We start from the raw sequence: 26,973 nt of genomic DNA on the forward strand, positions 1-26,973 counted from the left end.
TGAATACAGCCACACTCCAAACATCTAGAGCCAAATGAATACAGAGACAGGGATATGGCACGAGTTGGGTACATCCGAGTTAGTTCGGCAGAACAGAACGTAGACCGCCAGCTTGACGGTGTTGCCTTAGATAAGGTCTTCACCGAGAAGCTCAGCGGCGCTACCACTGACCGCCCCCAGCTTCAGGCCATGCTGGAATACGTGCGTGAGGGCGACACCATTCTGGTACACAGCATTGACAGGCTTGCTCGCTCCCTGGCGGATCTACTGAAGCTAGTGGAAGACCTGACCAAGCGGGGCGTCCATGTCCGCTTTAATAAAGAGCAGTTGGAGTTCACTGGCGAAGACAACCCGACCCAGCACCTGATGCTCTCGATGATGGGAGCTGTAGCTCAGTTTGAGCGAGCTATGATCAAGGAGCGTCAGCGAGAGGGAATCGCCAAGGCTAAGGAGAAAGGTGTGTATAAAGGCCGCTCCAAGACAGTGGATGACGCAGCAATACGTGCTGCTGTGAGTGGTGGACTATCGTTCCGCAAGGCTGCTGAGAACTTGCGAGTCAGCCTGAGCACCGTACAACGCGCAATGAAGGCCAACGTCTGACTAAGGTCATTCGATTCGTAAGTTTGCTCACTCTGAGGATGCAACATGGATGACAGGGACGCGGTAATAGCGGACGCCCTCGAAGCACTACATATGAACCAACAGGCTATACGTGCTAGCGTTGAAGACATTGCCCTATGGCTACGAGCCAGAGGCTCAGAGAATACCTTCCAAAACGCGATGGTAGCGCTTCAGACGCTGGACACCCACGCAGAGACCATTGCTTCAGGAATAGAGCGCCTGCGCTCATAGCAGCCCGCTGGGCGGCACTTTAGTGCCTGTCATATTTTGAAACTCTAATCTCGCATGCCAGAAGCCAGCGCTAAGAGGGTTAAGCACCGCTCCTCATCGGATGAGTTTTAAGACGATGGCCCAGTACCTGCTCTATATTTGTCCCCCAGAGAAGCGCATGCAATTTACAAAGGGCGAATGTCGCGTTTGAGAATTCAGGGGGACGCCAGTGGCGCGAGTCTAGCATTCCGTGAACCGCGTCTATAATGCTGATGAACCAGACTACGTTCAGGTAGCCACAGAGAAAGTCAGTACGTGGATACTGACAGCGGGGCAGCGTGAACGTCCACGAGAACAATGATGGCTCTCAGACATTAGATACCAATACAGATGCAATCACCTCGGCGCTGGAACGAATTCGATCTTGATGGCATCATGGCATATTTCAGAACCATATACTTACCCTTTAACCTCGAGGCGCCGACAACCTTGATACCGCCTCCTATAATGCCAACCCAGAGGCAGGGATAATTACTGCGTAAGACCAGCTTCAGCCAAACAGCATGTAAACCTCCTATCAGTTAGAAGGAGATTGATATGACTCACCCTTATTGAATGCTTAGCCGCCATATCTCCATCGGCACTCAAGGACCTGGGATATTTCAGATGAGCAATAATTGCAGCATCAGAAGCCGGCGTCAATCCAAAGCGAAGCCGCTCTACACCTTGAACGCCAATAAGCGCAACCCCATAGTAAGCAACTTTCAAATACGATCGAGCCAATTCATTCTTACTAAAAGTTGAGGCAAGCATTACGGCAAGAATTTGCTCTCTTAACTTCCTCCGTAGAGTTCTCTCAAACCGCTCAGTAACAACCCTAACCAACTGCTGCTCAACCGTACTAGCACCTTGGCGCTTACCTTCAACCATCCGGACTTTAATTGCACGAACAATAGCCAGAGGATCTACACCATAGTGCAGAGCACTCCTATGATCCTCACCGACCACTAAAGCCCTAACCAAAGATACTGTTATTAACTCACACCCTTTACCACGCAACCCTCTAACAACGGCGACAACCTTATTATAATCATCAATTATCGAACTATACCGCACCAGTTTTACGAGCCCGATACCGATGTAGATAGGAAGGGTGAATGCCCTATAGGATGCTCTTTGAATGACTCTCTGCCACACATCAACACTCCTTTAGATTGGGCCGCTGTCGAATAGAACTTACCAGAATCCGTACTACCTTTACATTTAATCCTACGAACCTTTATGCTCATGAATGACGAGCTGACGCGCTCCGCCCCTTGCTCCACAATATGGAGATTCATTACGGTATTCCAAAAATAGTTGCGCTCTATCCTACCGCTGACTTCTCCTCTTATCTTGGTAGCCCCGGGATATTCGTAAGCGCGTACCGCATCAATATCACCTGTCTTCTCTGATGTACCAGAGACAACGTACCCGTCTGAACACAAGACAAGAGTATGGAACAGCTTCATGCCCTTGTACGGCTTATACGTAGAATCTTCGACCGTGCTCATTACGTAGAACACCCCTGAATAATCGGAAGCTCGTATAAACAACTCGCGAATGAAGAACAGAACAAAAGCCACTACAAGAGCCGCAGCCAACGAACCGTAGTTCGAGGAGACCATTCCAAATTCATGGACATTACTAAGCCAGCCGAGGACACAGCTCTTCAACGATAGAGCCAAGCTTACCAAAGTTTCACAAACCGCCATAATTACGCCACCTAAAAGGTCCATACGCTAACGCCTGAAATCAACTCAAGGGCGCGCAACTAACCGATCAACCGATCAACTTCTAAAATTCTAGACTCACTTGCTGCACTTGATTCATCCGCCCAAACCAAATCCACATGTCCATGCTTCATGAGTTACTCCTGCCTCTACTCGACCAGATCGCCGCCCAGCTGCTGGTCGTTGATGCATAGCCAATACAAGCTCGAATGAAGGCGTAACGCTATCACGCAGGCTCCTTGATGCCTACTGCTCCCCTGCCTAACACAGAGCTTGCCCTGCCTTCCCAGATCATCCGCCTTACTGATACATTCGCCGTTCACTTCCTTGGGAAAGGCGTTGAATTACGCGGCTTTCAGACGGTGCAGGCTGCTTTATCCGTACATCGACTACCCCGCGGACAACAACAAGATGAGCTGGCAGGACATGCTCGCCTGGCTGCGCAGCAAGCGCTGGCAGTCGCTGGGCTTTGGCGGCATCACCTATCTGGCGCTGCTGATTCCGGGGGTGAACGTGCTGATGATGCCGGCTGCGGTGGCAGGTGCCACGCTGTTCTGGGTGCGTGAACGCGTTCAATAAACATCTACCGCTCACCATCGCCCCGTTCGAACTCCAATACGTTTCAGGCCGCAATACCGTGGCCTGAAACCTGGAGAACGATCATGGAATTCTACGACGCAAAAAGTAAGGACTACATTGAACTGGCGGGTGTTGCTGAGCACCGTCAGGGCACAGAGGTCGCCAAACATCGCGTGAAGTGGCGGCTGCGCGAGGCACTGGAAAACGCAGGCGTCTCTCACCCCTACGATCAGATTTTCTATTCGGCCGCCCAAGACGGTACGGTCATTTTCAGCAAATCGCTAGTGGAGATGCTGACTGAGGCAGTGCTGAACAACGAGCGACACACCATTCAGGTCGGGACCGGTGGCGATTTCTACGCTGTTCAGCACACGATGCCTGAAGAAGCCCGCGTGGACATTTCGGTCGAAATCGCCAACGACGTCATGGCCCTGGTCTACGAACACATCAAAGAGACTGAAGCCAAAGGCTGACAGCACGCTCCAACGCCTGTGCATCAATCCTGCAGGGGCTGCCATGTAGCCCCTTTCGCTGCTCAATCAGGAGTGGCTGAGCCTGCTTGAAAACTGCCCCACCGCATCCACCACCTTCTTCGCTCCTTCCTGGATCTCGACGATCACCCCGCCAGTATCCGCAGCAAGCGCCAGCCCCTGCTCTGCCTGGCGCTTGCTGGTATCGATGATATCCACCGCCGCCTGGGCCAGCTGTTCGTTCTGCTGCACCACCTTGGCAATCTCCTCGGTGGCGCTGCTGGTACGCGAGGCCAGCTGCCGCACTTCGTCGGCGACCACGGCGAAGCCACGGCCCTGCTCGCCGGCGCGGGCGGCTTCGATTGCGGCGTTGAGCGCCAGCAAGTTGGTCTGCCCGGCGATGTCGCTGATGGTCTTGATGATTGCGCCAATCACCTTGGACTGCTGGTCCAGTGCCTGGATACCCTCGGCGGCGTCCTGCATGGAGCCTTCAAGGCCGCGCATCACGTCCACGGTCTGGGTCACCACTTCGGTGGCCTTGCGGGCGCTGTTGTCGGTTTCCAGCGAGGTGTTGTAAGCAATGTCGGCAGCCTGCGCCACGGCCAGCTCCTGATTGACCTGATCGGTAATCACGGTGGCGAACTTGACCACCTTGTACAGCACGTCATGGGCATCGAAGATCGGGTTGTACGAGGCTTCCAGCCAGACCGTGCGGCCATGGGCGTCGACCCGCTTGAAACGGTCGGCCACGTACTCGCCGCGGCGCAGCCTGTCCCAGAAGGCCTGATAGCCGGCAGAGCTGGCTTCTGCCGGTTCGCAGAACATGCGGTGATGCTTGCCACGCACTTGTTCCAGGCTGTAACCCACCGACTGCAGGAAGCGGTCGTTGGCGGTCAGTACCTCGCCGTCGAGGTTGAACTCGATCACTGCGGTGGAGCGCATCAGCGCCTTGATCAGACTTTCGTGCTCACGCGATGCTTCGATGGTGCGGGTCAGGTCGCTGGAGTGCATGGAGAAATGCCTGATACGACCATCAACACTCTTCACCGGCTGCAGGATCGAACGCAGCCACGCCTCCTGGCCGTTGCCGCGCAGCAGGCGGAAGGCGCCGTTGAGGTGCTCGCCACGGCTGATGGCGTTTTTCATGCGCTGGTAGAAATCGAGCTTTTTCACGTGCGCGGGCACAATGTCTTCGATGTTGCGGCCAATCAGTTGCTCGGCGCGGTAGAGCATCTCGCTCTCGAAGTTGCCGTTGACCTGCTCGATACGCCCCTGAGGGTCGAGCTGCAGCACCAGCATCTCGCTGTCGAGGCTGCTCTTGACCTGCTCGACGGCCATCAGCTCTTCGCGCAGTTGCTGGATTTCTTTCTTGAGCTTGCTGTTGAACATCACCGCACTCCCGGAGCGCATCAACCGATTCGGATGCATCTTCATCGGCTGCGCGTCGTGCCGCTTGAGCGCCCTGAAAAGAAATATTCACAAAGCCGAAACTGCCGGAAATCAGGCGTCACCTGCGCGTCACAAGGCTGTCATGTGAGCGCAACGCAGCAGGCGGACACTTTTTGTCATGAATACACCCGCCCTACGCATTTCCCTCGTCAGCGAAACCTTCCCACCCGAAATCAACGGCGTGGCCAACACCCTTGGCCGCCTCAGCGAAGGTTTGCGACAGCGCGGTCACCAGGTAGAAATCGTTCGCCCGCGGCAAGCCAACGAAGCACCGACGAACGATGAACAGGGCCTGTTGCTCTGCCGTGGCTGGGCGCTGCCCGGCTATCCCGGCCTGCAGTGGGGCGAAGTGTCGATGCACAAGCTGCTGCGCCGCTGGCGCCGGCAGCGCCCGGACGTGCTGTACATCGCAACCGAAGGTCCATTGGGCCTCAGCGCCCTGCGCGCTGCCCGGCGCCTGGGGGTTGCCGTGGTCAGTGGCTTTCACACCAATTTCCCGCAATATTCCGGCCAATACGGCCTCGGCCTGCTGGCGCGCCTGCTCACCCATTACCTGCGCTGGTTCCATCGGCGCACCGCCGCCACGCTGGTACCTAGCGTCAGCCAGCGCCTGGAACTGGAGCGCCGCGGGTTCGAGCGCCTGGCCTTGATGGCCCGGGGTGTCGACGCCAGCCTGTTCTCCCCGGCCCGCCGCAGCCAGGCGTTACGGGAAAGCTGGGGGCTCGGCGCCGACGACATCGCCGTACTGCACGTCGGGCGCCTGGCCGCAGAAAAGAACCTGGGGCTGTTGCAACCCTGCCTGCAAGCCTTGCAGAAGACTTATCCACAGCGACGTCTGCGTCTGGTGGTGGTGGGCGATGGCCCGCAGCGGGCAGCCCTCGAGCAGCAGATGCCGGATGCGCTGTTTTGCGGCGCTCAGCGCGGCGAAGCGCTGGCCGAGCATTACGCCAGCGGTGACCTGTTCCTGTTTCCGAGCCTGACCGAAACCTTCGGCAACGTGGTACTCGAAGCCATGGCCTCGGGCCTGGCCGTAGTCGCCTACGACGAAGCCGCCGCAGCCCAGCATATCCGCCATGGCCACAGCGGCGCACTGGCCATGCCTGGCGACCAGTGCGCGTTCATCGATGCCGCGAGCTGGCTGCTGGAAGAAGACGAGACCCTGCGCCGGGTCCGCCTCAATGCCCGCCAGCACGCCAGCCGTCAAGGCTGGCCCGCGATCGTCGAGCAGTTCGAATCACACCTGTTGAACGCCTGCCATACGGCACCAGCCGGCACCCGGCCGACAGGCGCCGCGCTGGCGATCAAGCCAGGGTCGTCAACGCCTCACGGCTGAACGGCAGCACATCCGCTTCACGCCCTTCACGCACCTTCTGCGCCCATTCGGCATCCACCAGCAGTGCGCGGCCAACCGCCACCAGGTCGAACTCTTCATCACCCAGACGACGCAGCAAGCCTTCCAGGCTGGCAGGCTTGGCCACCTTGTCGGTGTCGACCATGAACTGCAGGAACTCGCCATCGAGCCCCACACTGCCGACGGTGATGGTCGGTTTGCCGGTGAGTGTGCGGGTCCAGCCGGCCAGGTTCAGCTCGGAACCTTCAAACTCTGGCTCCCAGAAGCGTCGGGTCGAGCAATGGAAGATATCCACACCTGCCGCCGACAGCGGCTCAAGGAATGCGGCCAGTGCTTGCGGGGTTTCCACCAGGCGCGCGCTGTAGTCCTGCTGCTTCCACTGCGAGAAGCGGAAGATGATCGGGAAGTCCGCCCCCACGGCGGCGCGCACGGCCTGGATCAGCTCGATGGCGAAGCGCGAGCGGCCGGCCAGGTCACCGCCATACTCGTCGCTGCGGCGGTTGCTGGCCTCCCAGAAGAACTGGTCGATCAGGTAGCCGTGGGCGCCATGGATCTCCACGCCATCCATGCCGATGGCCTTGGCGTCGCGGGCCGCGTCGGCGAAGGCGGTGATCACTTCGCGGATATCGTCATGGGTCATGCCATGCACCAGCACCTGCCCGTCCTTGAGCTTCTCGCTCGGCCCGTAACCCGGCACGCTGGCGTCCGGCTCGGTACCCAGGCGGCGCACCGTGCCCACGTGCCACAGCTGCGGCACGATACGGCCACCTTCGGCATGCACCGCGTCGACTACCTGCTTCCAGCCGGCCAAGGCATCTTCACCATGAAAGCGCGGCACATTGGGGTAACCGTTGGCGGCCTTGTGACCGACCGTGGTGCCCTCGGTGATGATCAGTCCCACACCTGCTGCGGCACGGCGGCGGTAGTACTCGACCACGCCAGCGTGCGGCACGCCACCGGGGCAAAAAGTACGGGTCATGGGCGCCATGACGACGCGGGTCGGCAGCTCGAGCGCGCCGAGGGTAAAGGGTTGGAACAGTGGGTTGGTGGACATTGGCGCTTCCGTCTGGTGGAGGAAATGCGCCTGAGGGTAGGGGCAGCGCGGGGCTGGGCCCAGCATTATTGATTTGAGTGATTCGCAGGTATCGTGGTGGACGACTATGGGAACGGGTTTATCCGCGAATGCATCGGCATGGCCACTGCAGCATTCGCGGGTAAACCCGCCCCCACAAGGTGTGCAGTCAGCTCAAGGCCTTTTCGATTGCCTGTACCACGGACGGATCATCCGGCGCGGTACGCGGGGCAAAACGCGCCAGCACCCGGCCATCCTTGCCCACCAGAAACTTCTCGAAGTTCCAGCTGATGTCCCCCGGGAATTCGGCGCCCTCGCCCGCCAGCAGGCGGTACAGAGAGTGGCGCTGCGGCCCGTTGACTTCAAGCTTGGCGCCGAGCGGGAAGCTCACGCCATAGTTCAGGCTGCAGAAATCCTGGATTTCCCGTTCGCTGCCAGGCTCTTGGCCGGCGAACTGGTTGCAGGGCAGGCCCAGCACATTGAAGCCCTTGCCCTTGAACTGCTGCTGGAGCTTTTCCAGCGAGGCGTATTGCGGCGTCAAACCACACTTGGAGGCAACATTGACCACCAGCACCACCTGGCCCTTGAACGGTGCCAGGGGCAGATCCTCGCCGTTCAGCGCCTTCAACGTCAGGTCGTGAAATGCACTCATGATGAATCCCCTCTCAAGTTCCCGGTTGCCGCAGGGGGCGAATTGCGCCCACTAAAAAGGCGCTCTTCCAAGCCGCGCACCTCCCGCTGGAGAGGCATGCCGGCTTGTCCGAGCGCCTGGCGACTTTCTGAGCTTAGCGCAGAAAATCAGTGGTGATGGCCACCTTCACCGTGGATGTGACGGTGAGCGATTTCTTCTTCGCTGGCGTCACGCACGTCGACAACCTTGACCTTGAAGTTCAGGCGCTGGCCAGCCAGCGGGTGGTTGCCGTCGACGGTGATGTCATCGCCGTCGATATCGCGAATGGTGACGATCTGCATCTGGCCATCCGGCGCCGAAGCGTGGAACTGCATGCCGACTTCCAGCTGGTCGACGCCTTCGAACAGGCTGCGGTTCAGGGTGCTGACCAGCTCGGCCAGGTACTCGCCGTAGGCGTCTTCCGGCTCGATGGCAACTTCCAGCTCGTCACCGGCTTGCTTGCCTTCCAGGGCTTTTTCCAGGCCCGGGATGATGTTGGCGGCACCGTGCAGGTAAACCAGCGGCGCACCACCGGCGGAGCTGTCGATGGTCTCCCCGGCGTCGTTGGTCAGGGTATAGTCGATGGAGACAGCCTTGTTGGCGGCGATCAGCATGGGGCAAGACCTTTTGCAAAAGTATGTAGAGCGGACAAGTGTAACCAAGGCATCGCCCGATTGCGACCGCAGCGCGGACGAGGGGCGACCCATCAGTCGGATCACCGGCTTCCACCAGGACGAAGAAGGCCACTGGGTGGTCGAGCTGTCCTGCGGCCATACCCAGCACCTGCGCCACCAGCCACCGTGGCAGGCACGGCCGTGGGTACTCGACGCCGGGCAGCGCGCCCGGCGCATCGGCCAGGCATTCGCCTGTGGCTGGTGCGCACAAGGGGCCGATAGCGCTACCCTTGGGCGTTGATTTCTTGCACCGCTTATTTCGAGAAGCACGCATGCAGACTTTTTTCATTGCGCCGACCGACTTTGGTGTCGGCCTGACTTCCATCAGCCTGGGCCTGGTACGTACCCTGGAACGCGCCGGGCTCAAGGTCGGCTTCTTCAAGCCGATCGCCCAGCCCCACCCCGGCGACACTGGCCCGGAGCGCTCAACCGAACTGGTTGCCCGCACCCACGGTATCAAGCCACCGGTGCCGCTGAGCCTGGCCCATGTCGAGCGCATGCTCGGCGATGGCCAGCTGGACGAGTTGCTCGAAGAGATCATCCGCCTGTATCAGCAAGCCTGCATCGGCAATGACGTGGTGGTGGTCGAAGGCATGGTGCCGACCCGCCACGCGAGCTATGCGGCGCGGGTCAACCTGCACCTGGCCAAGAGCCTGGATGCCGAAGTGATCCTGGTCTCCGCCCCGGAAAACGAAGTGCTCAGCGAGCTGTCCGGGCGGGTCGAACTGCAGGCCCAGATGTATGGCGGCCCACGCGATCCAAAAGTGCTCGGGGTGATCCTCAACAAGGTACGCACCGACGAAAGCATGGCCGACTTTGCCACCCGCCTGCGCGAGCATTCGCCATTGCTGCGTGGCAACGACTTCCGCCTGCTTGGCTGCATCCCCTACCAGCCCGAGCTTAACGCCCCGCGCACCCGCGACGTGGCCGACCTGCTCGGTGCACAGGTGCTCAACGCTGGCGACTACGAGCAGCGGCGGATGAACAAGATCATCATCTGCGCCCGCACCGTGGCCAATACCGTGCCACTGCTGACCCCTGGCACCCTGGTGGTGACCCCGGGCGATCGCGACGACATCATCCTCGCCGTGAGCCTGGCTGCCATCAACGGCGTGCCCCTGGCCGGCCTATTGCTGACCAGCGACAGCAAGCCCGACGCACGCATCCTTGGCCTGTGCCGTGGCGCCCTGCAGGCCGGCCTGCCGATTCTGTCGGTGAGCACGGGCTCCTACGACACCGCCAACCTGCTCAACTCGCTGAACCGCGAAATCCCCGTGGATGACCGTGACCGGGCCGAGTTCATCACCGACTTCGTCGCCAGCCACCTGGATGCCGCCTGGCTGCACCAACGTTGTGGCACGCCACGGGAAATGCGCCTGTCGCCGGCGGTGTTCCGCTACCAGCTGATCCAGCGGGCCCAACAGGCCAACAAGCGCATCGTCCTGCCAGAAGGCGCCGAGCCGCTACTGGTCCAGGCCGCGGCAATCTGCCAGGCGCGCGGCATCGCCCGTTGCGTGCTGCTGGCCAAGCCCGAGGCAGTCGAAGCCGTAGCCCGTGCGCAAGGCATCACGCTGCCGCCGGGCCTGGAAGTGCTCGACCCCGAGCTGATTCGTGGGCGCTATGTCGAGCCGATGGTCAACCTGCGCAAGAGCAAGAACCTCAACGCCCCGATGGCCGAGCAACAACTGGAAGACCCGGTAGTGATCGGCACCATGATGCTGGCCCTGGATGAGGTCGATGGCCTGGTCTCGGGCCTGGTGCACTCCACCGCCAACACCATTCGCCCGGCCCTGCAACTGATCAAGACCGCGCCCGGCGCCAGCCTGGTGTCGTCGGTGTTCTTCATGCTGTTCCCCGAGCAGGTGCTGGTGTATGGGGACTGCGTGATGAACCCACACCCCAGCGCCAGCGAACTGGCCGAAATTGCCCGGCAGAGCGCCGAATCGGCACAAGCCTTCGGCATCGCGCCAAGGGTGGCGATGATCAGCTATTCGAGCGATTCGGCCAGTGACGAGGAAGTTGGGAAAGTGCGTGAAGCCACCCGCCTGGCACAGGCTGCGGAGCAAGGGCTGCTGATTGACGGGCCGCTGCAGTATGACGCCGCTGCCAACCCGCAAGTCGCTCGCCAGCTGGCGCCAGATAGCCAGGTGGCCGGGCGTGCGACGGTGTTCGTGTTCCCGGACCTGAACACTGGCAACACCACCCACAAGGCGGTGCAGCGCAGCACTGACGGAGTCAGCCTGGGGCCAATGCTGCAGGGGCTGCGCAAGCCGGTGAACGACTTGCCACGCGGGGCGCAGGTGGACGATATCGTGCATACCATCGCCCTGACCGCGATTCAGGCGAGCGTAGTGCGGTAGATACTGGGGGCGCTTTGCGCCCCTATCGCGACACAAGGCCGCTCCTACAGGGGGCCGCATAGTTCTGAAACTGCCTGCGGGAGCGGCCTTGTGTCGCGACAGGGCCGCAAAGCGGCCCCGGCGATCAATTATGGGTACTGCTGAACCTGGCCCTGCTGCTGGTCATACTGCTGACCCGGGATAGGCTTCAGGTTGACCTCCACACGGCGGTTCTGTGCACGGCCATTGGCGTCGGCGTTGCTGGCGATCGGCTGGTCCGGGCCCATGCCACGTACCGTCACACGCGAAGCATCCACACCCTGCGAAGTCAGGTAAGTGCTGACTGCCTGAGCGCGGCGCTGCGACAGGTCCATGTTGTGCTGGCGGCTGCCGGTGCTGTCGGTGAAGCCCACCACTTCGATGGTGTTCTGGTTGAACGACTTGAACGAGTTGGCCAGGTTGTTCAGCGGGTTGTAGAAGCTCGGCGAAATGTTGGCCGAGTCGGTGGCGAAGGTGATGTTGCCCGGCATGATCAGCTTGATCTGGTCACCCTGGCGCTGTACTTCGACGCCGGTGTTGGCCATTTTCGCGCGCAGTTCGGCTTCCTGCTTGTCGGCGTAGTAGCCGTAACCGGCAGCGGCGGCACCCACTGCGGCGGCGCCGATCAGCGCGCCCTTGCCACGGTTGTTGTGGTCGATGGCGGCACCGGCGATAGCACCGGCCAGCGCGCCCAGGCCGCCGTACTTGGCGGTCTTGCTCATACCGGTAGACTCGCCCTGAGCCTGGCCCTGGCTGTTGTAAGGATTCTGCCCGGCGCAGCCGGTCATCAGGGCTGCAGCGGTTGCGACGATAATCAGACGACGCATGGTGAACATGGACAAGCTCCTACAAAAATTCGTGTGTGCGGCAGATCATGGAGGGATCTATGCCAGCCTTGGATTGCCAGGATACGGAAAAATTCCATGAAAGGCTTTTCATGCCAGTTCAGGCACGTACGAAAGGGTTTTCGCGCATCTCGTCGCCCAGGCGTGTATCAGGCCCGTGGCCAGTGACCACGATGGCATCTTCGTCCAGCCGATACAGCCGTTCCTTGATCGATCGCACGATAGCGCGCTGATCGCCGCCCCACAGGTCGGTACGGCCGATACCACGGCGGAACAGGGTGTCACCGGCGATCAATAGCTTGGCGTCGGCGAACCAGAAACTCATCGAACCTGGCGTGTGCCCTGGCGTGTGCAGAGCAACACCACAGCCGCAGGCAAGTTCCTCGTCATCGCCGAGCCAACGGTCTGGCGACGGCACCGGGGTATAAGGCACGCCGAACATCTGGCATTGCATTTCCAGGTTGTCCCACAGCGGCTGGTCCTGCTTGTGCAGGTGCAAGGTAGCGCCGGTGAGCTCCTTGAGCTTGCCCGAAGCGAGGAAATGGTCGAAGTGCGCGTGGGTGTGGATGATGCTTGCCAGAGTCAGGCCATGGGCCTGCAGGCGGGCGAGGATCTTGTCCGGGTCACCACCCGGGTCGACGACGATGGCCTTCTTGCTGACCGGGTCGCCGATCAGCGTGCAGTTGCACTGCAGGGGGCCTACGGGGAAGGTTTCGCGGATGAGAGTGGTTGGGGCAGTGTTCATGGGGACTCCTGACTACTGTCGGGATGGTAGCGTGGTCTGGAGTGCCTGTCTTGGGAGATACAGCGCCTGTGAGATCGAGCGCCGCCCGCGCGGCGCATCGCGGATGAATCCGCTCCTACATTTGTTGCAACGTGGCCATGCCTGTGAGGCCATGGTTGTCAGCCGGTTTACACGGCTCAAGAGATGCGCGAGGGCAGGCGACCATGGCTTAACAGGTTCGGCACGTTGCAACAGATGTAGGAGCGGATTCATCCGCGATGCGCCGCGCGGGCGGCGCTCGATCTCATAGGCGCTGAAGATGCTGTGGCGAACACATGGCGGCCCTGACGCTAAGGCAAATACAACCTGAACAACCCGCCCCCAAGCGCCCCACCATTGGCAATCTCGATCCGGCCGCGCACGCCATTACGCGCATGCAACGCCGCAATCCGCGCCGCGAAGTACAGCCCGAGCCCGGTACTGCCGCTCTGCGAGTCGATGCCCTGCACGTAATCCTGCTGACGCTCGAGCATCTTCGCCGGATAGCCCGGGCCGTCGTCGTTGACGCTGATGACCAGATGCTCATCTTCCTCGCCAATGCTGACCAACAACGCATGGCCGGCATAGCGGGTGGCGTTGGTGATCACGTTGGCGATCACCGAGGCCACCAGCTCGCGGTCGAAGAAACCTAGCGGGTTGTCGGTGTCGACACGCCAGGTCGCCAGAATGTCGTTGTGCTGCAGCACTTCCTGGTGGGCCGCCAGCTGGGCTTCGATGAAGTCATCCAGCTCATGGTAATCCGGGCATACCGGCAGCTGGTTTACACCCAGCTTGTATAGCCCCAGCAACTGCACCAGCATGCCGTTGAGGTGGCGGAACTCATGCTCGATCACCCCCTGCTCGGTACCGCTGCGCCATTCTTCAGGCAGCCGTGCCAGCCACTGGTCATGGGACTGGATCAGCGCTGACAGCGAGTTCTTCAGGTCATGCACGGTGGAGGCGATCACCGTGGAAAAATCCAGCCCCTGGTTATCCTGGCTCATGCGCCGAAGACCTTGATGTGCAGTTTGCGGTAGCGGTCGTAGCGGCTGTCACTGGTCGGGATACCGGCTACGCGGGTCAGGCAGTCGCGGCATTCCTGCAGGATCGCCGGCGGGGTCACCTCGCCACCGATACGCAGCAAGGCCTGCGCCGTATTGAGCGCGATACTGATGTTCTTCGGCTGCAGCGACAGGGCCTTGCGGAACATCTGCAAGGCTTCGTTGAGTTGCCCCGCCTGGTAGCTGCGCACGCCTTGGCGGTTGAGGTCGACCGCTTCGGTGACCGCGCCCAGCACGGCCGGGTCGTCAGTCAGTGTGGCCACACTCTGCATGACCTTGGGGTCGTCACCGTAGGTTTCCACGCAAGCCTTGAGAATGCTGCCGCCGGCCGCTTCCTGGCCGAGCGTCTGCAGTTGCCTGGCCACGGTCAAGGCCGCCTCGACCGAGAAGAACTGGTCCATCTTCTCCAGCCGCTGCATGGCCTGCTCGGTGAGCTTGGCGGCAGTCTCGGGGTCGCCCGCCTGCTGCAGGCTGGCGGCCTTCATCAGCCGGGCACGTACTTGCAGGCCCTGGTCTTCGATGTTGTCCTTGGCCACTTCGCTGAGCACGGTGTTGATTTCGACCCGGGCGCGGGCATCCAGGCCAAAGCCGGCGTTCTTGCTCATCAGGGCCTGAACCAGCCCAAGGTTGCTTTCGGCATCCTTGTAACGCGAGCTCTGCCCCTGATTCACCGCATGGCGGAAGGCCTTGGAGGCGCTTTCGAAGTCGTCGTTGCCCAGCGCCAGCTTGCCCAAAGCAGCCTGCCGGCGCACCGCCAAGGGAGACAAGCGTACCGCCTCCTCGAGCATGCTCTGGGCACGCCTGGTTTCGCCCTGGGCGACCAGCACTTCGGCCATGCCATCGTACAGCCCGGGCATGATCGGGAATGCCTTGAGCGCCTGCTCATAGACGCCTTGGGCCTGGGCGTTCTGCCCACGCTTGTGCATCAGGCTGCCCAGCGCCGAATACACCCAGGGTTGCGGGCGGCTGGCGAGGATGCTCTTGAGAAACTTCTCCAGCTCATCGAAGCGGTTGAGGTCGCGCAGCGCGTCGGCGCGGTAGCGCAGGCACAACGGCGCAAAACGCGGGTCCTTCTTGCACAGCTCGGCGCACGCCGCCAGCACTTCGGCCGGGCGACCACGGTCGAGGGCCTGCAGAATCGGCTTGAGCAGTGTCTTGCGCTGGGTCAGCTTGTCCAGCCGCTGGGCCAGGCCCACACGGTTGAACGGTTTGGTCAGGTAGGCGTCAGGCTCGTGCTCAAGGGCACTGAGCACGATGGCCTGGCTGCTCTCGGCCGTGACCATGATGAATACGCATTCATGGCTGATCAGTTTGTCGAGGATCAAGTCTTCGAGGACCTGCTGGCCGTTCTTCTTGCCGTCGCCGAGGTGGAAGTCCTGGAGGATATAGTCGTAGCGCTTCTGCCCGCACATGCGCAGGGCCTGCTCACCGCTGTCCGCGGTGTCCACATCACGCACGCCCAGTTCGCGCAGCATGGAACGGGTCGACGTGCGGAAGTCGGTGAAGTCGTCGACGATCAGAAAGCTTTTTTGCCCGTACTGCAGCATCAACTCGACCTGTATTGGGTAGATGGGTGGATGGCGCGAGGCGATGCATATCGCCGAAACCTGTATCGGCAACCGGTCTGGAAAGATGAGGGTGGAGAATGCAGCGCAATCACGACATGACGACATAATGGCCTAGCGCCATCATTTTATAGCGCGACGCCCGTTGCGGCTACCTTCAGGCCAGCAAGCCCAGCGATTTGGCCCGGGCCACTGCCTGGGTGCGACGCTCCACCCCCAGCTTGCTGTTGATATGGCTGGCATGGGTCTTGACGGTGTGCAGGGAGATGAACAGCCGCTCGCTGATCTGCTGGTTGGAACAGCCTTGGGCGATCAATTCGAGCACCGCCAGCTCCCGACCGCTCAATGCTTCAGCAGCGCTACCTGCAGGTGCCGCTGGCTCGGGCAGGCGAGCCAGCAGTTCAGCCTGTGCCTGGCAGGCTGGCTGCGCCAGCAGTTGCTCACGCAGCCACGCAGGGTGCAATTCGATCAGCCGCTGGAAGGGTTGCAACACCCCACCCCGGGCTGCGCTCAACGCCATGGGCAGCAACTGCGCTGCCTGTGTATCACGCCCCTCGCTCAACAACAGGTCGACCCACTGCGACAGTGCATGCAGGGTGAGCATCATGCCGCCACTGGCCTGCCCGCGTTCGGCCAAGGCGCACAGGCGCGCCAAGGCGTCTTCGCTGCGCTGCTGCACACGCTCGAGCAGTGCCTGCTGCAATTCGATATGCAGAGGCAACAAAGGGCGGAACTCTGGCGCCGCCGCAGGGTGCTCACCACCGTACGTCTGGCCCAGGCGCAGCAACCAGGATTCGGCCAGGTCAATTCGGCCCTGGGCGAGCCACAGCTCGCACTTCACCAGGGTAATCATTGCCAGGTAGAAGATCGGTGGCACATCCCAGATGTGCATCAACCTTTCCGCCTCGGCCAGCTCGGCGAACGCCTCGGCAAACTGGCCCTCACGGCCATCGAGCGAGGCGATCACACAATGGCCGATCAGCACGCTGATATCGCGGCAGGCACGCGCCTCGCCGAGCCCTGCGCGCAAGCGCGCGCGACCTTGCGCGGGCTGCAGGCGCGCCACCAGCAGGTAACCTTCGTACAGGGTCAGGCGCGCCCGCACCGCGTATAGCCGCTGTGCCGACAGCCCCTGCAGGCGTTGCAGACCTTGGCGCACTTCATCCAGCGCCCGCAGGACTTCGCCGCGGGCATGCAGCACCCGCGCACGATCGTAATGCGCCAGCGCTTCGAACAACGGGTTGCCGACACGCTGCGCCAGTTCCAGCGCCTCGCGGTTCCAGCCGCGCGCACGCCAGAAGTCGCCATCGGCAATGGCCAGGTTGGACAGCGTCGACAGGCACACCAGGCGTTGCCCATAGCGTTTGCTCGGCAGGCTCTGCAGCGCTTCGCCGCAATAGGCCAGCGTGCGTTCGCGGTCACCCCGGCCACGGGCGATGACCCCGCTCAGGGCCAGCCATTGCGCCAGCATCGACTTCTGCGCGGTGGCTGAAGGTGCGGGCAGGAAGCGGCTGAGGTAACTGGCCAACTCTTCAGCAGCATCCAGCTGGCAGGCCAGGCCAAGCGCCCAGCTGTACAGCACGATCAACCGCGGCGTGCTGATCAGCAGGCTGTCGGGCAGGTCCATCTTCCAACGCAACAGCATGCCGACGTTCTGCTCTGCCAGCAGTTGTTCCTCGGACAGGCTCTGCACCAGGTCGGCAGCAACGTCGAGGTGGCCGGCGCGCAACGCCTGCTCCACTGCCTCGTCGAGCAAGCCCTGGCCTTGGAACCAGCGGCAGGCGCGCAGGTACAGGCGCGCCAGCGGTTCACTGGACTGGCGGCTGCGCAGCAAGTCGGAGAACAGGTGATGGTAGCGATACCAGTGGCCATGTTCGTCCAGCGGCACCAGAAACACCTGATGCGCCTGCAGATAACGCAGGATCGCGGCACTGTCGCTACGCTCACGCAATGCATCGCACAGCGCTGCGCAGAAGCGCTCCTGGCAGGCCGTATCGAACAGAAACGCCTGCACATCTGCTGGCAGCATCTCGATGACTTCTTCCAACAGGTAGTCGCGGATCAACCCTTCGCCACCGTGCAGGGCTTGAGGCAAAGCATGCTCGTCACCGGCTTCGCTGGCTGCCAGCTGCCAGAACCGCAGCCCGGCCACCCAGCCATCGCTGCGTTGAATCAGGTTGTCGAGCGCCTGACCGCGCAGCCCCGTAGGTTGGCGGCCAATCACCGACAGAGACTCCTCCGGGGTCAGGCGCAGGTCCTGCTCACTGAGTTCGGTCAACTGCCGCGACAAGCGCAGCCGCGCCAGGTGCCAGTCCGGGCGCTGACGGCTGGTCACCAGCAGTACCAGGCCAGCGGGCAAATGATTGAGGAAGAATTGCAGGCAACGATCAAGTACCGGCCCCTGGGCCAGATGGTAGTCGTCCAGCACCAGCAGCAAAGGCGTGTCGGCCTGGAGATAGAGCCCCAACTCGTCAAGTAGGCTGTCGAGCCACTCTTCGAACGCAAAGGGCTGGTGGCGCTGACGCATCTTCAGCAGGCCCATGGCCTGCCCGCCCAGAGCCGGGCAATACTGCTGCAAGCCTTCGAGCAGGCGTTCGAGGAAACGACCGGGGTCAGCGTCCCGTTGGCTCAGGCCGAGCCAGAGGCTGCGCCAATGGCTGGGCAGCGACTCGCAGAACTCGATGGCCAGGGAGCTCTTGCCAAAGCCGGCGGGGGCGTTGACCAGCAGCAAGCGCCCGCCAAGGCCGCCCTGCAAGCGCTGGCACAGGCGTGCACGCGGCACGTGGCCGTCCGGCTGCGGCGGCCGGAAGAAACGCCCGTCCAGCAGGCCCAGGGCCTGGCTGGCGAATCCATGCGTACGGGACAGATCTGTCATGGCCGGCTCGTTCTGTTGGGAAAACTACGGCGGTACGGATGTTTGCGAGACTAGCGGGTAATGCAACGCATTTGAAGATAATGGGCGCCATTTGCCTGGAAAAGTCTGCGACAAAAAGCAACATGGATGATGGACAGGGGCTGGGGCGCGGCTGTGGCGCAGCATTCAGCGGTTTTATCGGCCGGGCAAACAGAAACGCCCCGGCAAGCCGGGGCGTTCTGGGAGGGTCACACGGAGTTGCAGTTTTTCAGCTCAGCGGATGCCCGACTGGCGCAGGGCGGCTGGCTGGAAATCGGCTTTGCTGGCAGTGAAGCCGAAGTCGTAAGCCTTTTTCTCTTCGTTCTTCATGCCCAGTGCCAGATAGCGGCCCGACTGCAGGTCGTAGATGGCTTCCAGCGTGTACCACGGTACCTGGTTGTTGTAGTACGGCTGGGCATGCGCTTCGGAGATGCGCCACAACTGACCGCGACCGTCGTACTGGTCGATCACCGCAGCCTGCCAGGTGTCCTCGTCGATGTAGAAGTCACGTTTGGCGTAGATGTGCCGCTGGCCCGGCTTGAGCGTCGCGACCACATGCCATACCCGGCGCAACTCATAGCGGGTCAGGTCCTGGTTGATGTGCCCGGCCTTGAGGATGTCGGCGTACTTGAGCTTGGGGTCATCCAGCTTGAAGGCGTTGGAGGCGATGTACATCTCCTTCTTGCCCTCGAGCTTCCAGTCGTAGCGGTCCGGCGCGCCGTTGTACATGTCCAGGTTGTCCGAGGTGCGCAGGCCGTCGGCCGCAGTACCCGGGCCGTCGTACGACACTTGCGGGGCCTGGCGCACACGACGCTGGCCGGCGTTGTAGATCCATGCCTTGCGCGGTTCCTTGACCTGATCGAGGGTCTCGTGCACCAGCAGCACGGTCCCGGCCAGGCGTGCCGGCGCGGTCACTTCCTGCTTGAAGTAGAACAGGATGTTGCCTGGGTTGTTCGGGTCATAGTCCTTCATCTTGTCGCGGAAGACGAACTGGTCGGCGAAATACACCAGGCTGTAGGAGCCGTTCTGCTGCGGGGTTGCCTGGGTCACCAGGCGGCTGACACTGCCGCCGCGGTAGCGGGTTATGTGGTTCCAGATCACTTCCAGGCCGCTTTTCGGGATCGGGAACGGCACGGCAGTCTGGAAGTTATTCAGGCCATTGCCGCCTTCGACCAAGGTGGTCGCGGTGGCGTTCTTCTTGATGGCAGCGAACACATCGTCAGGCGCCGTGGAACCACGGTGGGTCTTGAACACCGGGATCTTGAAGGTGTCCGGATAGCGCTTGAGCATCGCCAGCTGGCCAGGCGAGAGCTTGTCCTTGTACTGCTCGGCATTCTGCGCGGTGATGGTGAACAGCGGTTTGTCGCTGCCGTACGGGTCAGACAGGAAACCTTTGGCATCGACGCTGCCAGCGGTTTTCGACAGTGGCTCCCACGGGCCGATCGAACCATCGGCGTTACCGGCCTTTTCCGCGCCCATCGGGGTGAGGGTGCTGCCAAGTTTTGCCGCTTCATCGGCAGATACCGCAGCCATGACGCTGGTCGCCAGCAGGGACAGGCCCAGTACACCGGCTTGCAGCAGACTTCTGGTCTTGTTCATCTCGTGTCGTCCTGGATCAATGTTCTTAGAAGTTCACGCCGAAGCTGAGGGCGACGAAGTCGCGATCATCCACGGTGCTGTACTTGCCGTCGAAGAAGTTGGTGTACGACAGGCTGGCGGTATAGGTTTGCTGATACTCCGCGTCCAGGCCGAGGCTGATCGCCTTGCGCCCTTCTTCGAAGTTGCCGCCCGGGCCCGGCGAATAGCCATCGACGTCATGCGACCAGGCCACGCTCGGGCGCAGGTTCACCCCGGCGAAGACGTTGTTGTAATCCCAGATCGCACGCACGCGGTAACCCCAGGAATCCGCAGTGGTGTAACCATCGTTTTCGCAGTAGCGAGACACGTTGTTGGCATTCGAGGTGCCGAGCGTGCTGGTGTTGAGCGCCTCGCACTGGCCGTTGGGCAGCGGGCCCGGGCCGAATACCGGGTCACGCCCGTAACGTGCCTTGGAAGTGCTCTCCAGGCCGCCGACGTGGGTCCAGCCGACTTCGCCGACCATGGTCAGCCGCTCCGCGCCCATCACCTGGTCGAAGAAGTGGGTGAACGTGGTCTGCAGCTGGGTGACTTCCTTGCGGCGGTAGCCAGGCTGGTCCGCCCCCGGCGTACCTTGCAACACGGATACGTTGGGGTTGAGCGGGGTCAGGCCCGAATAGAGGATGTCGGTGGTATTGAGCTGCACCGGGGCATTCGGCCGATAACTGATTTCCCCGCTCCAGGCAGTGCCGGTGGGCAGTGTGGTAGAGAAGCTCAGGCCATACAGGCGGATGTCTTCCGGGTATTCAACGTAGTAGCTGGAGTTACCCGCCACCTGCAACGGCATCAGGCTGGGTAGCAGGTTGGCCAACGCGGCGGCCGGCACGCCCGCTCTTACCAGCGCAGCGCCCAGGCCGCTGGTGCTGTAGAACTGAGCGTCTGCGCCACGACCACTGAAGATTGGCGCGCGGCTGTGATAGTTCATGAAGTAGCCACCGAACTCGGTGTTGAGCGGCTCAAACATGTAACGCAGGGCAACACCAAACTGGCCGCTGTCGCGTGCATCGCGGTCCGCGCCACGGCGCACGATAACCCCTTCATCCGGGTTACCGTAGGTCACGCCCCGGGCGGCCAGGGTGTTGTTTACCGGGGTCGCCAGCGGCCCAAGCCGGCTGCTCAGCGAGTTGCGTGTGGCGAGCACCGCCAGGTTGTTGTTGCAACCGTCGGCGATCACGTCCGGCTGGGAGAAGAACGTGCCGCAGTTGTCGACAACTGTCTGGTCCCATTCGATCTGATAGAAGCCTTCGGCCGACAGGTTGTCGGTCAGGCTTTGCGACACGTAGAACATGTTGACCGGGATCAGGCCTTCCTTGATCTCGGCACCAGGGCGGCGGAACGCCGACACATCGATCGGGTTGATCGAGTTGATGCCGCCGCCGATGAAGGTACTTTCGCCCCAGCTCACCACCTGCTTGCCCAGACGCACCGAGCCTGGCTGATCGCCGATCGCGTAGTTGTGGTAGACGAAGGCATCGAGCAGCTCCGAGCCCGCCGACTTGGCGCCTTCCTTGCGGTTGGAGTCGCTGATGTCCTTGAATTCGCGGTTTTCGTCTTTCAGTTCGAAGTCGTACCAGTACTTGCCGCGTACGAACACACCGGTGTCGCCGTACTTCAGTTCAAGGTCATGGATGCCTTTGAAGATCTTCGAGAAGGTTTCGCCCTTCTTGAAGTTCAGGTGGCCGTCGTCGGAGGTCTGCGACAGGCCCTTGCCGCCGTTGTTGGCCCCGATCAGGTTCTTGTTGGGGTTGGCAGTGGACCAGCTGGCGCCAACGGAGAGCGACGAGTCGAACTGGCCTTCGATTTCACCAATGTTGAAACTGACAGCGAAAGCAGGACTTGCGAGCGTGGAAGCAAGGCTGACGGCCAAGGGCAACTTGGCCCGGCGCCAGAACGGATTTGCAGATTTCATCGACGCTACTCCATGTACTTTATTGTTATGGCAGTGAGTCCTTTCAGAAACGGCCCGAGCGACCGGTGTGCAGGTTTCCCCTGCAGCGGCACGTCTTGCGCGTGCCGCCCTCCCCCATTCCTGAAAATCCCCTGAGCCCGACTATAGCCAGCAGGCTCAGGTGCTTGATCCCTCTAAAGTGTGATTTGCGCACCAGCTGCCAAATCGCCCCGGCGTTTCCCGGGCAGCGCATTGGCCGTGCTGAAGCATGGCCGATATTTTTCGTTTGGCAAGGCTTGAACCTGTCTAGCATGCGGGCCGCACTGTGTCGTGCGCAGCCCGCGGCGCGCCTACAAGGTAGACAGGAAGGCGCTGTTACTGGCCTGCCACTGCACGATGTCCTGGCGGATGCGCTTCTTGTCGAGCTTGCCGACACTGGTCTTGGGAATTTCAGTAACAATGGCGATCTGGCTTGGAATGGCCCATTTGTTGATGTGCCCTTCCTCGACAAATGGCTTGAGGTGCTCCTTGAGCGCCTTGGCATCGATCGCCTTGTCGTCACGTACCACCAGCAGGGCGAACGGGCGCTCGCCCCATTGCGGGTCGGCTACCCCTACCACTGCCACTTCGCGCACGGCCGGGTGACGGCTGATCAGGTCTTCGAGGTCGAGCGAGGAGATCCACTCGCCGCCGGTCTTGATCACGTCCTTGATGCGGTCGCGGATATCGATGTAGCCCATGCCGTCGAGGGTGGCGACGTCACCAGTGTGCAGCCAGCCACCCTGCCACAGCTCCTCGCTCTTTTCCGGCTCCTTGAAGTACCCCATGGTCAGCCATGGCGCACGCAACACCAGTTCGCCCTGGGTCTCGCCATCGGCCGGCAGGAATTTGCCATCGCCATCGACGATCGCAGCTTCCACCAACGGCACCGGCACACCGGCCTTGATGCGATAGGTGACGCGCTCATCCTCGCTGCCTGCCTGCAGTTCGTCATTCAGGTGCGCAGCGGAAATCAGCGGGCAGGTTTCCGACATGCCGTACGCCGCCGTCAGCTGGATACCCCGGGCCAACGCTGCTTCATACAACGCCCGGTTGAGCGCGCTGCCGCCGATGATGATCTTCCAGCCAGCGAAGTTCTCACCCTGGGAGGATGGGCAGTTGAGCAGCATCTGCAAGATGGTCGGCACACAGTGCGAGAAAGTGACCTTCTCTTCGCGCCACAGCTTGACCAGCATGTCCGGCTCGTAGCGGCCCGGGTAGACCTGCTTCATGCCGAGCATGGTGGCCGCATAGGGGATGCCCCAGGCATGCACGTGGAACATCGGCGTGATCGGCATGTACACGTCGTTGCTGCCAAGCAGGCGCACGCTGTCGATGCTGCCGGTCACCGCGGCTTCGGCCAGGGTATGCAGCACCAGCTGGCGGTGGGTGAAGTAGACACCCTTGGGGTTGCCGGTGGTGCCGGTGGTGTAGAAGGTGGTGGCCACCGAGTTCTCGTCAAAATCCGGGAAGTCGTAGCGCGGGCTTGCAGCGGCGAGCAGTTGCTCGTATTCGCCGATCAGGTTCGGCAGGTCGGCGGTCTTGTCCGGGCCATCGGTGATCAGCACGGTCTTGTCGACCGTGGTCAGTTGCCCTGCAATGGCCTGATAGAGGCCTACGAAATCGCTGTTGACCAGCACGAAGCGGTCTTCGGCGTGGTTCATGGTGTAGAGGATCTGCTCGGGCGACAAACGCACGTTGATGGTGTGCACCACCGCGCCGATCATCGGGATGGCGAACATGCATTCCAGGTAACGGTGGCTGTCCCAGTCCATCACCGCCACAGTGTCACCCGCCTTGACCCCGGCTTCGGTGAGCACGTTGGCGAGGCGGGCGATACGCTCGTTCAGCTGTGGATAAGTCAGGCGCAGCTGATCGCGATAGACGATCTCGCGGGTCTTTTCGTAGCGGCTGCCGGACATCAGCAGGCGCTTGATCAACAGAGGGAAGGTATAGGCGCCCTCGGCGGGCTTGATGATGCGGGTCTGCAACATGGTGATCCCTTTTCTGAAAAGCATGCCGAACAAGTGTGGATCTACTGTAGTAGCTCAATGTGACGGTCAAATCAGCCGAAGGAATGATTTGGCGGCGCCAGGTATGAGTGGCATTGTGCGGGTTGATGGATCAACCCCTGCCCTGCCACCGGAGCTTCCCGTGATGCCCAGCTTGCGCCGTGCCGTGTTTCTCGATCACCAATCCCTGGACCTTGGCGACCTCGACCTGTCGCCGTTGCGACAGCAGTTCGACGAATTCGAGCTGTTTGCCGCCACCCGCCCGGAGCAGGTCGCCGAACGCCTGCAGGGCGCTGTCGCGGTGGTCAGCAACAAGGTCATGCTCGATGCCGCAGCACTGGCCGCCAACCCGCAGCTGAAGCTGATCCTGGTGGCCGCGACCGGCACCAACAATGTCGACCTGGCCGCTGCCCGCGCCCAGGGCATCACCGTCTGCAACTGCCAGGGCTATGGCACGCCATCGGTAGCCCAGCACACCATCGCCCTGCTGCTGGCCCTGGCCACGCGCCTGTGCGACTACAATCAGGCGGTGGCAGACGGCCAATGGGCCAAGGCCAGCCAGTTCTGCCTGCTCGATTTCCCGATTGTCGAACTGGAAGGCAAGACCCTCGGCCTGCTCGGCCATGGTGAACTGGGTGGCGCAGTGGCACGCCTGGCCGAAGCCTTCGGCATGCGTGTGCTGAGCGGGCAGATCCCTGGCCGCCCGGCCCGTGATGACCGCCTGGCGCTGGACGAACTGCTGCCGCAGGTCGACGCGCTGACCCTGCACTGCCCACTCAACGAGCACACCCGGCACATGATCGGTGCCCGCGAACTGGCGCTGCTGAAAAAAGGCGCGCTGGTGGTCAACACCGCCCGTGGCGGCCTGATCGACGAACAGGCCTTGGCCGACGCCTTGCGCAATGGCCACCTGGGCGGCGCCGCCACCGATGTGCTGAGCGTCGAGCCACCGGTCAACGGCAACCCGCTGCTGGAAAAGGACATCCCGCGCCTGCTGATTACCCCGCATAGCGCCTGGGGCGCGGTGGAGTCGCGCCAGCGCATCGTCGGCCAGCTCAGCGAAAACGCCAAGGCCTTCTTCGAAGGCCAGCCCCGCCGCGTGGTCAGCTGAGTCAAGAGCCCGGCTCTGCTACACTGCGCCACTTTTTTCAGGAGGCGTCGTCCATGGACCCGCGCAGTGAAGTATTGCTCCGCCAGGCAGAGCTGTTCCAGGGCCCGCTGCTGCTCGCTGGCGCCCCCGCCGACGGCCTGCTCGGGCAACTGCCCCAGGCCCACGGCTGGACCTGGCATGCCGGTGACCAGGCCATGCTCGACAGCCGCTTCGCCGGGCGCAGCCACTATGGCGTCGACGTGCCGCCGGTCGCTTTCGAGGCGGCCGTGCTGTTCCTGCCCAAGTCCCGCGAATTGGCGGCCTACCTGCTCAATGCCCTGGCCTCGCGCCTGGCTGGCCGCGAACTGTACCTGGTGGGGGAAAAGCGTGGCGGCATCGAAGGTGCAGCCAAGCAGCTGCAGGCGTTCGGCAAACCGCGCAAGCTGGATAGCGCAAGGCATTGCCAGCTGTGGCAGGTGACCGTGGATAACGCCCCACAAGCCAAACCACTGGAAAGCCTGGCCGAGCGCTTCACGCTCGACCTCGAAGACGGCCCATTGCAGGTGGTGAGCCTGCCAGGGGTGTTCAGCCACGGCCGCCTCGACCGCGGCACCGCCCTGCTGCTCAAGCACCTGGACAACCTGCCGGTCGGCCATGTGCTCGACTTCGGCTGTGGTGCTGGCGTGCTGGGTGCCACAGTAAAACGACGTTATCCACAGAGCCGGGTCAGCCTGCTGGATGTCGACGCCTTTGCAGTCGCGGCCAGCCGCCTGACACTGGCGGCCAACAGCCTTGAGGGCGAGGTCATCAGTGGCGATGGCATCGATGCCGCGCCCGTCGACCTGAGCCTGATCCTGAGCAACCCACCGTTCCACACCGGGGTGCACACCAATTACCAGGCGTCGGAGAACCTGCTGAAAAAGTCCAGTCAACATCTGCGAAAAGGTGGCGAAATGCGCCTTGTGGCGAATAGCTTCCTGCGCTATCAACCACTGATCGAGGGCGCCCTGGGCAACTGCCAGACCTGCGCCGAGGCCGATGGCTTCCGTATCTATCGCGCCACACGCGGATAAAAACAGGGCTTGCCGAAACCGATTCGGCTAGGCAGAATCCGCACCGTCCTAGGGGAGTAGTCTCCCGCGAGCGCCCTGCTCGCCCGGTACGCGTCAACATACTTGGCCCACAGGCCATGGCGCGTGCGACCCAGCGACCTGCACAGACAGGTCCGGGGTTTGACAAGACCTATGACACGCACACCTTACCCGGGGCGGGGAGGCTGTACGTGTCATAGCCGTGTCGACCCGCCCCGTAGGAATCCTGATGCTGGAATCTCTGTTGGTCCCCACCGCAATCGTTGCCTTGGCCGAAATCGGCGACAAGACGCAATTGCTCGCGCTCATCCTCGCCGCGCGCTTCCGCAAGCCCTGGCCAATCATCGCCGGCATCATCGCCGCCACCCTGGCCAACCATGCCGCAGCCGGTGCAGTGGGTGCCTGGGTCGGCAGTTTCTTCACCGAGTCGGTGCTGCACTGGGTGCTTGCCGCAAGCTTCACCGCCACCGCGCTGTGGACCTTGGTGCCCGACAAGATGGACGATGACGAGAACCCGGCACGCCGCTTCGGCCCGTTCCTGACCACGCTGATCGCCTTCTTCCTGGCCGAGATCGGTGACAAGACCCAGGTCGCCACGGTGATGCTGGCTGCCCAGTATCCGCACCTGATCCTGGTCATCCTCGGGACCACCCTGGGCATGCTGATTGCCAACGTGCCGGTGGTGCTGGCGGGTAACTTCGCCGCAGAGAAACTGCCACTGACGCTGATCCGTCGCCTGGCGGCTACCGCGTTCTTCGTGCTGGCGATCGTGGCCGTGTACTCGGCGATGAAGACCAGCGGCTGGGTGGGATAAAAAAGTTGAAAGCAGGGGGCGCTTTGCGCCC

At 61.9% G+C, this 26,973-nt stretch carries 22 protein-coding genes, 2 pseudogenes and 1 riboswitch; of the genes and pseudogenes, 9 read left to right on the forward strand and 15 right to left on the reverse strand.

Translation table 11 applies throughout. The features are described 5' to 3' along the window. Positions 1-54: 54 nt before the first annotated feature. A complete protein-coding gene (locus BUQ73_RS22290; protein WP_079229708.1) occupies positions 55-600 on the forward strand; it encodes a recombinase family protein in 546 nt (181 codons plus the stop codon). A 762-nt stretch (positions 601-1,362) separates the two neighbouring features. Here BUQ73_RS22290 and BUQ73_RS22300 read toward each other — a convergent pair. Together BUQ73_RS22300 and BUQ73_RS28420 are read right to left on the reverse strand one after the other, a co-directional pair. Then, complete coding sequence (locus tag BUQ73_RS22300) at positions 1,363-1,947, reverse strand: biosynthetic peptidoglycan transglycosylase (RefSeq protein ID WP_161492853.1); 585 nt, start codon at positions 1,945-1,947, stop codon at positions 1,363-1,365. Positions 1,948-1,952: 5 nt separating this feature from the next. Then, a complete protein-coding gene (locus BUQ73_RS28420; protein ID WP_161492854.1) occupies positions 1,953-2,609 on the reverse strand; it encodes a hypothetical protein in 657 nt (218 codons plus the stop codon). A gap of 372 nt (positions 2,610-2,981) precedes the next feature. Between BUQ73_RS28420 and BUQ73_RS22305 the strand changes: the two are divergent. Both BUQ73_RS22305 and BUQ73_RS22310 read left to right on the forward strand, forming a co-directional pair. Continuing rightward, positions 2,982-3,182, forward strand: a pseudogene (locus BUQ73_RS22305) (EI24 domain-containing protein); the annotation flags it as partial. An 83-nt stretch (positions 3,183-3,265) separates the two neighbouring features. Then, a complete protein-coding gene (locus tag BUQ73_RS22310; RefSeq protein ID WP_079229711.1) occupies positions 3,266-3,655 on the forward strand; it encodes a hypothetical protein in 390 nt (129 codons plus the stop codon). Positions 3,656-3,721: 66 nt separating this feature from the next. On the opposite strand, the gene BUQ73_RS29035 is transcribed toward BUQ73_RS22310, so the two are convergent. Both BUQ73_RS29035 and BUQ73_RS29040 read right to left on the reverse strand, forming a co-directional pair. Next, positions 3,722-4,156 (reverse strand): methyl-accepting chemotaxis protein, encoded by a 435-nt coding sequence (locus tag BUQ73_RS29035; protein WP_416171834.1) that lies wholly within the window; start codon positions 4,154-4,156, stop codon positions 3,722-3,724. Between the two features lie 162 nt (positions 4,157-4,318). Continuing rightward, a pseudogene (locus BUQ73_RS29040) lies at positions 4,319-5,086 on the reverse strand (PAS domain-containing protein); the annotation flags it as partial. A 133-nt stretch (positions 5,087-5,219) separates the two neighbouring features. Here BUQ73_RS29040 and BUQ73_RS22320 point away from each other — a divergent pair. Then, the gene (locus BUQ73_RS22320; RefSeq protein ID WP_079229713.1) at positions 5,220-6,434 is read left to right on the forward strand and encodes a glycosyltransferase family 4 protein; all 1,215 of its coding nucleotides are present in this window, start codon (positions 5,220-5,222) and stop codon (positions 6,432-6,434) included. On the opposite strand, the gene BUQ73_RS22325 is transcribed toward BUQ73_RS22320, so the two are convergent. The 3 genes from BUQ73_RS22325 to BUQ73_RS22335 form a co-directional block, all read right to left on the reverse strand. Then, positions 6,403-7,506, reverse strand: a complete 1,104-nt coding sequence (locus BUQ73_RS22325; protein ID WP_079229714.1) for an NADH:flavin oxidoreductase — start codon at positions 7,504-7,506, stop codon at positions 6,403-6,405. The genes BUQ73_RS22320 and BUQ73_RS22325 overlap by 32 nt on opposite strands. A gap of 187 nt (positions 7,507-7,693) precedes the next feature. Beyond that, positions 7,694-8,176 carry a glutathione peroxidase gene (locus tag BUQ73_RS22330; RefSeq protein ID WP_027918347.1) on the reverse strand — a complete coding sequence of 161 codons (483 nt, stop codon included), beginning with the start codon at positions 8,174-8,176 and terminating at the stop codon, positions 7,694-7,696. Positions 8,177-8,322: 146 nt separating this feature from the next. Further along, entirely contained in the window at positions 8,323-8,808 is a 486-nt protein-coding gene (locus BUQ73_RS22335; RefSeq protein WP_027918346.1) for an FKBP-type peptidyl-prolyl cis-trans isomerase, read from the reverse strand. Here BUQ73_RS22335 and BUQ73_RS22340 point away from each other — a divergent pair. Further along, the gene (locus tag BUQ73_RS22340; RefSeq protein ID WP_027918345.1) at positions 8,807-9,109 is read left to right on the forward strand and encodes a DUF3565 domain-containing protein; all 303 of its coding nucleotides are present in this window, start codon (positions 8,807-8,809) and stop codon (positions 9,107-9,109) included. The genes BUQ73_RS22335 and BUQ73_RS22340 overlap by 2 nt on opposite strands. 31 nt (positions 9,110-9,140) lie before the next feature. Continuing rightward, a complete protein-coding gene (pta, locus tag BUQ73_RS22345) occupies positions 9,141-11,228 on the forward strand; it encodes a phosphate acetyltransferase (protein ID WP_079229715.1) in 2,088 nt (695 codons plus the stop codon). A gap of 128 nt (positions 11,229-11,356) precedes the next feature. Here the strand turns inward: pta and BUQ73_RS22350 are convergent, their stop codons facing one another. The 8 genes from BUQ73_RS22350 to BUQ73_RS22395 form a co-directional block, all read right to left on the reverse strand. Further along, a complete protein-coding gene (locus tag BUQ73_RS22350; RefSeq protein ID WP_079229716.1) occupies positions 11,357-12,082 on the reverse strand; it encodes an OmpA family protein in 726 nt (241 codons plus the stop codon). 109 nt (positions 12,083-12,191) lie between these two features. Beyond that, positions 12,192-12,836, reverse strand: a complete 645-nt coding sequence (locus tag BUQ73_RS22355; protein WP_079229717.1) for an MBL fold metallo-hydrolase — start codon at positions 12,834-12,836, stop codon at positions 12,192-12,194. A 329-nt stretch (positions 12,837-13,165) separates the two neighbouring features. Continuing rightward, positions 13,166-13,858 (reverse strand): sensor histidine kinase, encoded by a 693-nt coding sequence (locus tag BUQ73_RS22360; RefSeq protein WP_060484524.1) that lies wholly within the window; start codon positions 13,856-13,858, stop codon positions 13,166-13,168. Continuing rightward, positions 13,855-15,462: a tetratricopeptide repeat-containing response regulator gene (locus BUQ73_RS22365; RefSeq protein WP_079229718.1), complete on the reverse strand. Its 1,608-nt coding sequence runs from the start codon at positions 15,460-15,462 to the stop codon at positions 13,855-13,857. Before BUQ73_RS22365 ends, BUQ73_RS22360 begins: the two co-directional genes overlap by 4 nt. A gap of 175 nt (positions 15,463-15,637) precedes the next feature. Further along, the gene (locus BUQ73_RS22370; protein ID WP_079229719.1) at positions 15,638-18,355 is read right to left on the reverse strand and encodes a LuxR C-terminal-related transcriptional regulator; all 2,718 of its coding nucleotides are present in this window, start codon (positions 18,353-18,355) and stop codon (positions 15,638-15,640) included. Positions 18,356-18,607: 252 nt separating this feature from the next. Continuing rightward, positions 18,608-19,972, reverse strand: a complete 1,365-nt coding sequence (locus BUQ73_RS22380) for a DUF1329 domain-containing protein (RefSeq protein WP_079229720.1) — start codon at positions 19,970-19,972, stop codon at positions 18,608-18,610. 25 nt (positions 19,973-19,997) lie between these two features. Then, on the reverse strand, positions 19,998-21,917 hold the full coding sequence (locus tag BUQ73_RS22385; RefSeq protein WP_079229721.1) for a DUF1302 domain-containing protein: 1,920 nt from the start codon (positions 21,915-21,917) through the stop codon (positions 19,998-20,000). Between the two features lie 329 nt (positions 21,918-22,246). Next, positions 22,247-23,929, reverse strand: coding sequence for a fatty acid--CoA ligase (locus tag BUQ73_RS22395; protein WP_079229722.1), 1,683 nt, complete (start codon positions 23,927-23,929; stop codon positions 22,247-22,249). A 163-nt stretch (positions 23,930-24,092) separates the two neighbouring features. Here BUQ73_RS22395 and BUQ73_RS22400 point away from each other — a divergent pair, with 163 nt between their 5' ends. The 3 genes from BUQ73_RS22400 to BUQ73_RS22410 all read left to right on the forward strand — a co-directional run bounded on the left by BUQ73_RS22400 (position 24,093) and on the right by BUQ73_RS22410 (position 26,942). Continuing rightward, positions 24,093-25,058, forward strand: coding sequence for a 2-hydroxyacid dehydrogenase (locus BUQ73_RS22400; RefSeq protein ID WP_079229723.1), 966 nt, complete (start codon positions 24,093-24,095; stop codon positions 25,056-25,058). Between the two features lie 53 nt (positions 25,059-25,111). After that, on the forward strand, positions 25,112-26,110 hold the full coding sequence (locus tag BUQ73_RS22405) for a class I SAM-dependent methyltransferase (protein ID WP_079229724.1): 999 nt from the start codon (positions 25,112-25,114) through the stop codon (positions 26,108-26,110). Between the two features lie 39 nt (positions 26,111-26,149). Beyond that, positions 26,150-26,270: riboswitch (yybP-ykoY riboswitch) on the forward strand. A gap of 90 nt (positions 26,271-26,360) precedes the next feature. Then, positions 26,361-26,942 carry a TMEM165/GDT1 family protein gene (locus BUQ73_RS22410; protein ID WP_178083401.1) on the forward strand — a complete coding sequence of 194 codons (582 nt, stop codon included), beginning with the start codon at positions 26,361-26,363 and terminating at the stop codon, positions 26,940-26,942. The last annotated feature ends 31 nt before the right edge of the window (positions 26,943-26,973 follow it).

This window comes from Pseudomonas putida (assembly GCF_002025705.1).
Lineage (GTDB): Bacteria > Pseudomonadota > Gammaproteobacteria > Pseudomonadales > Pseudomonadaceae > Aquipseudomonas > Aquipseudomonas putida_J.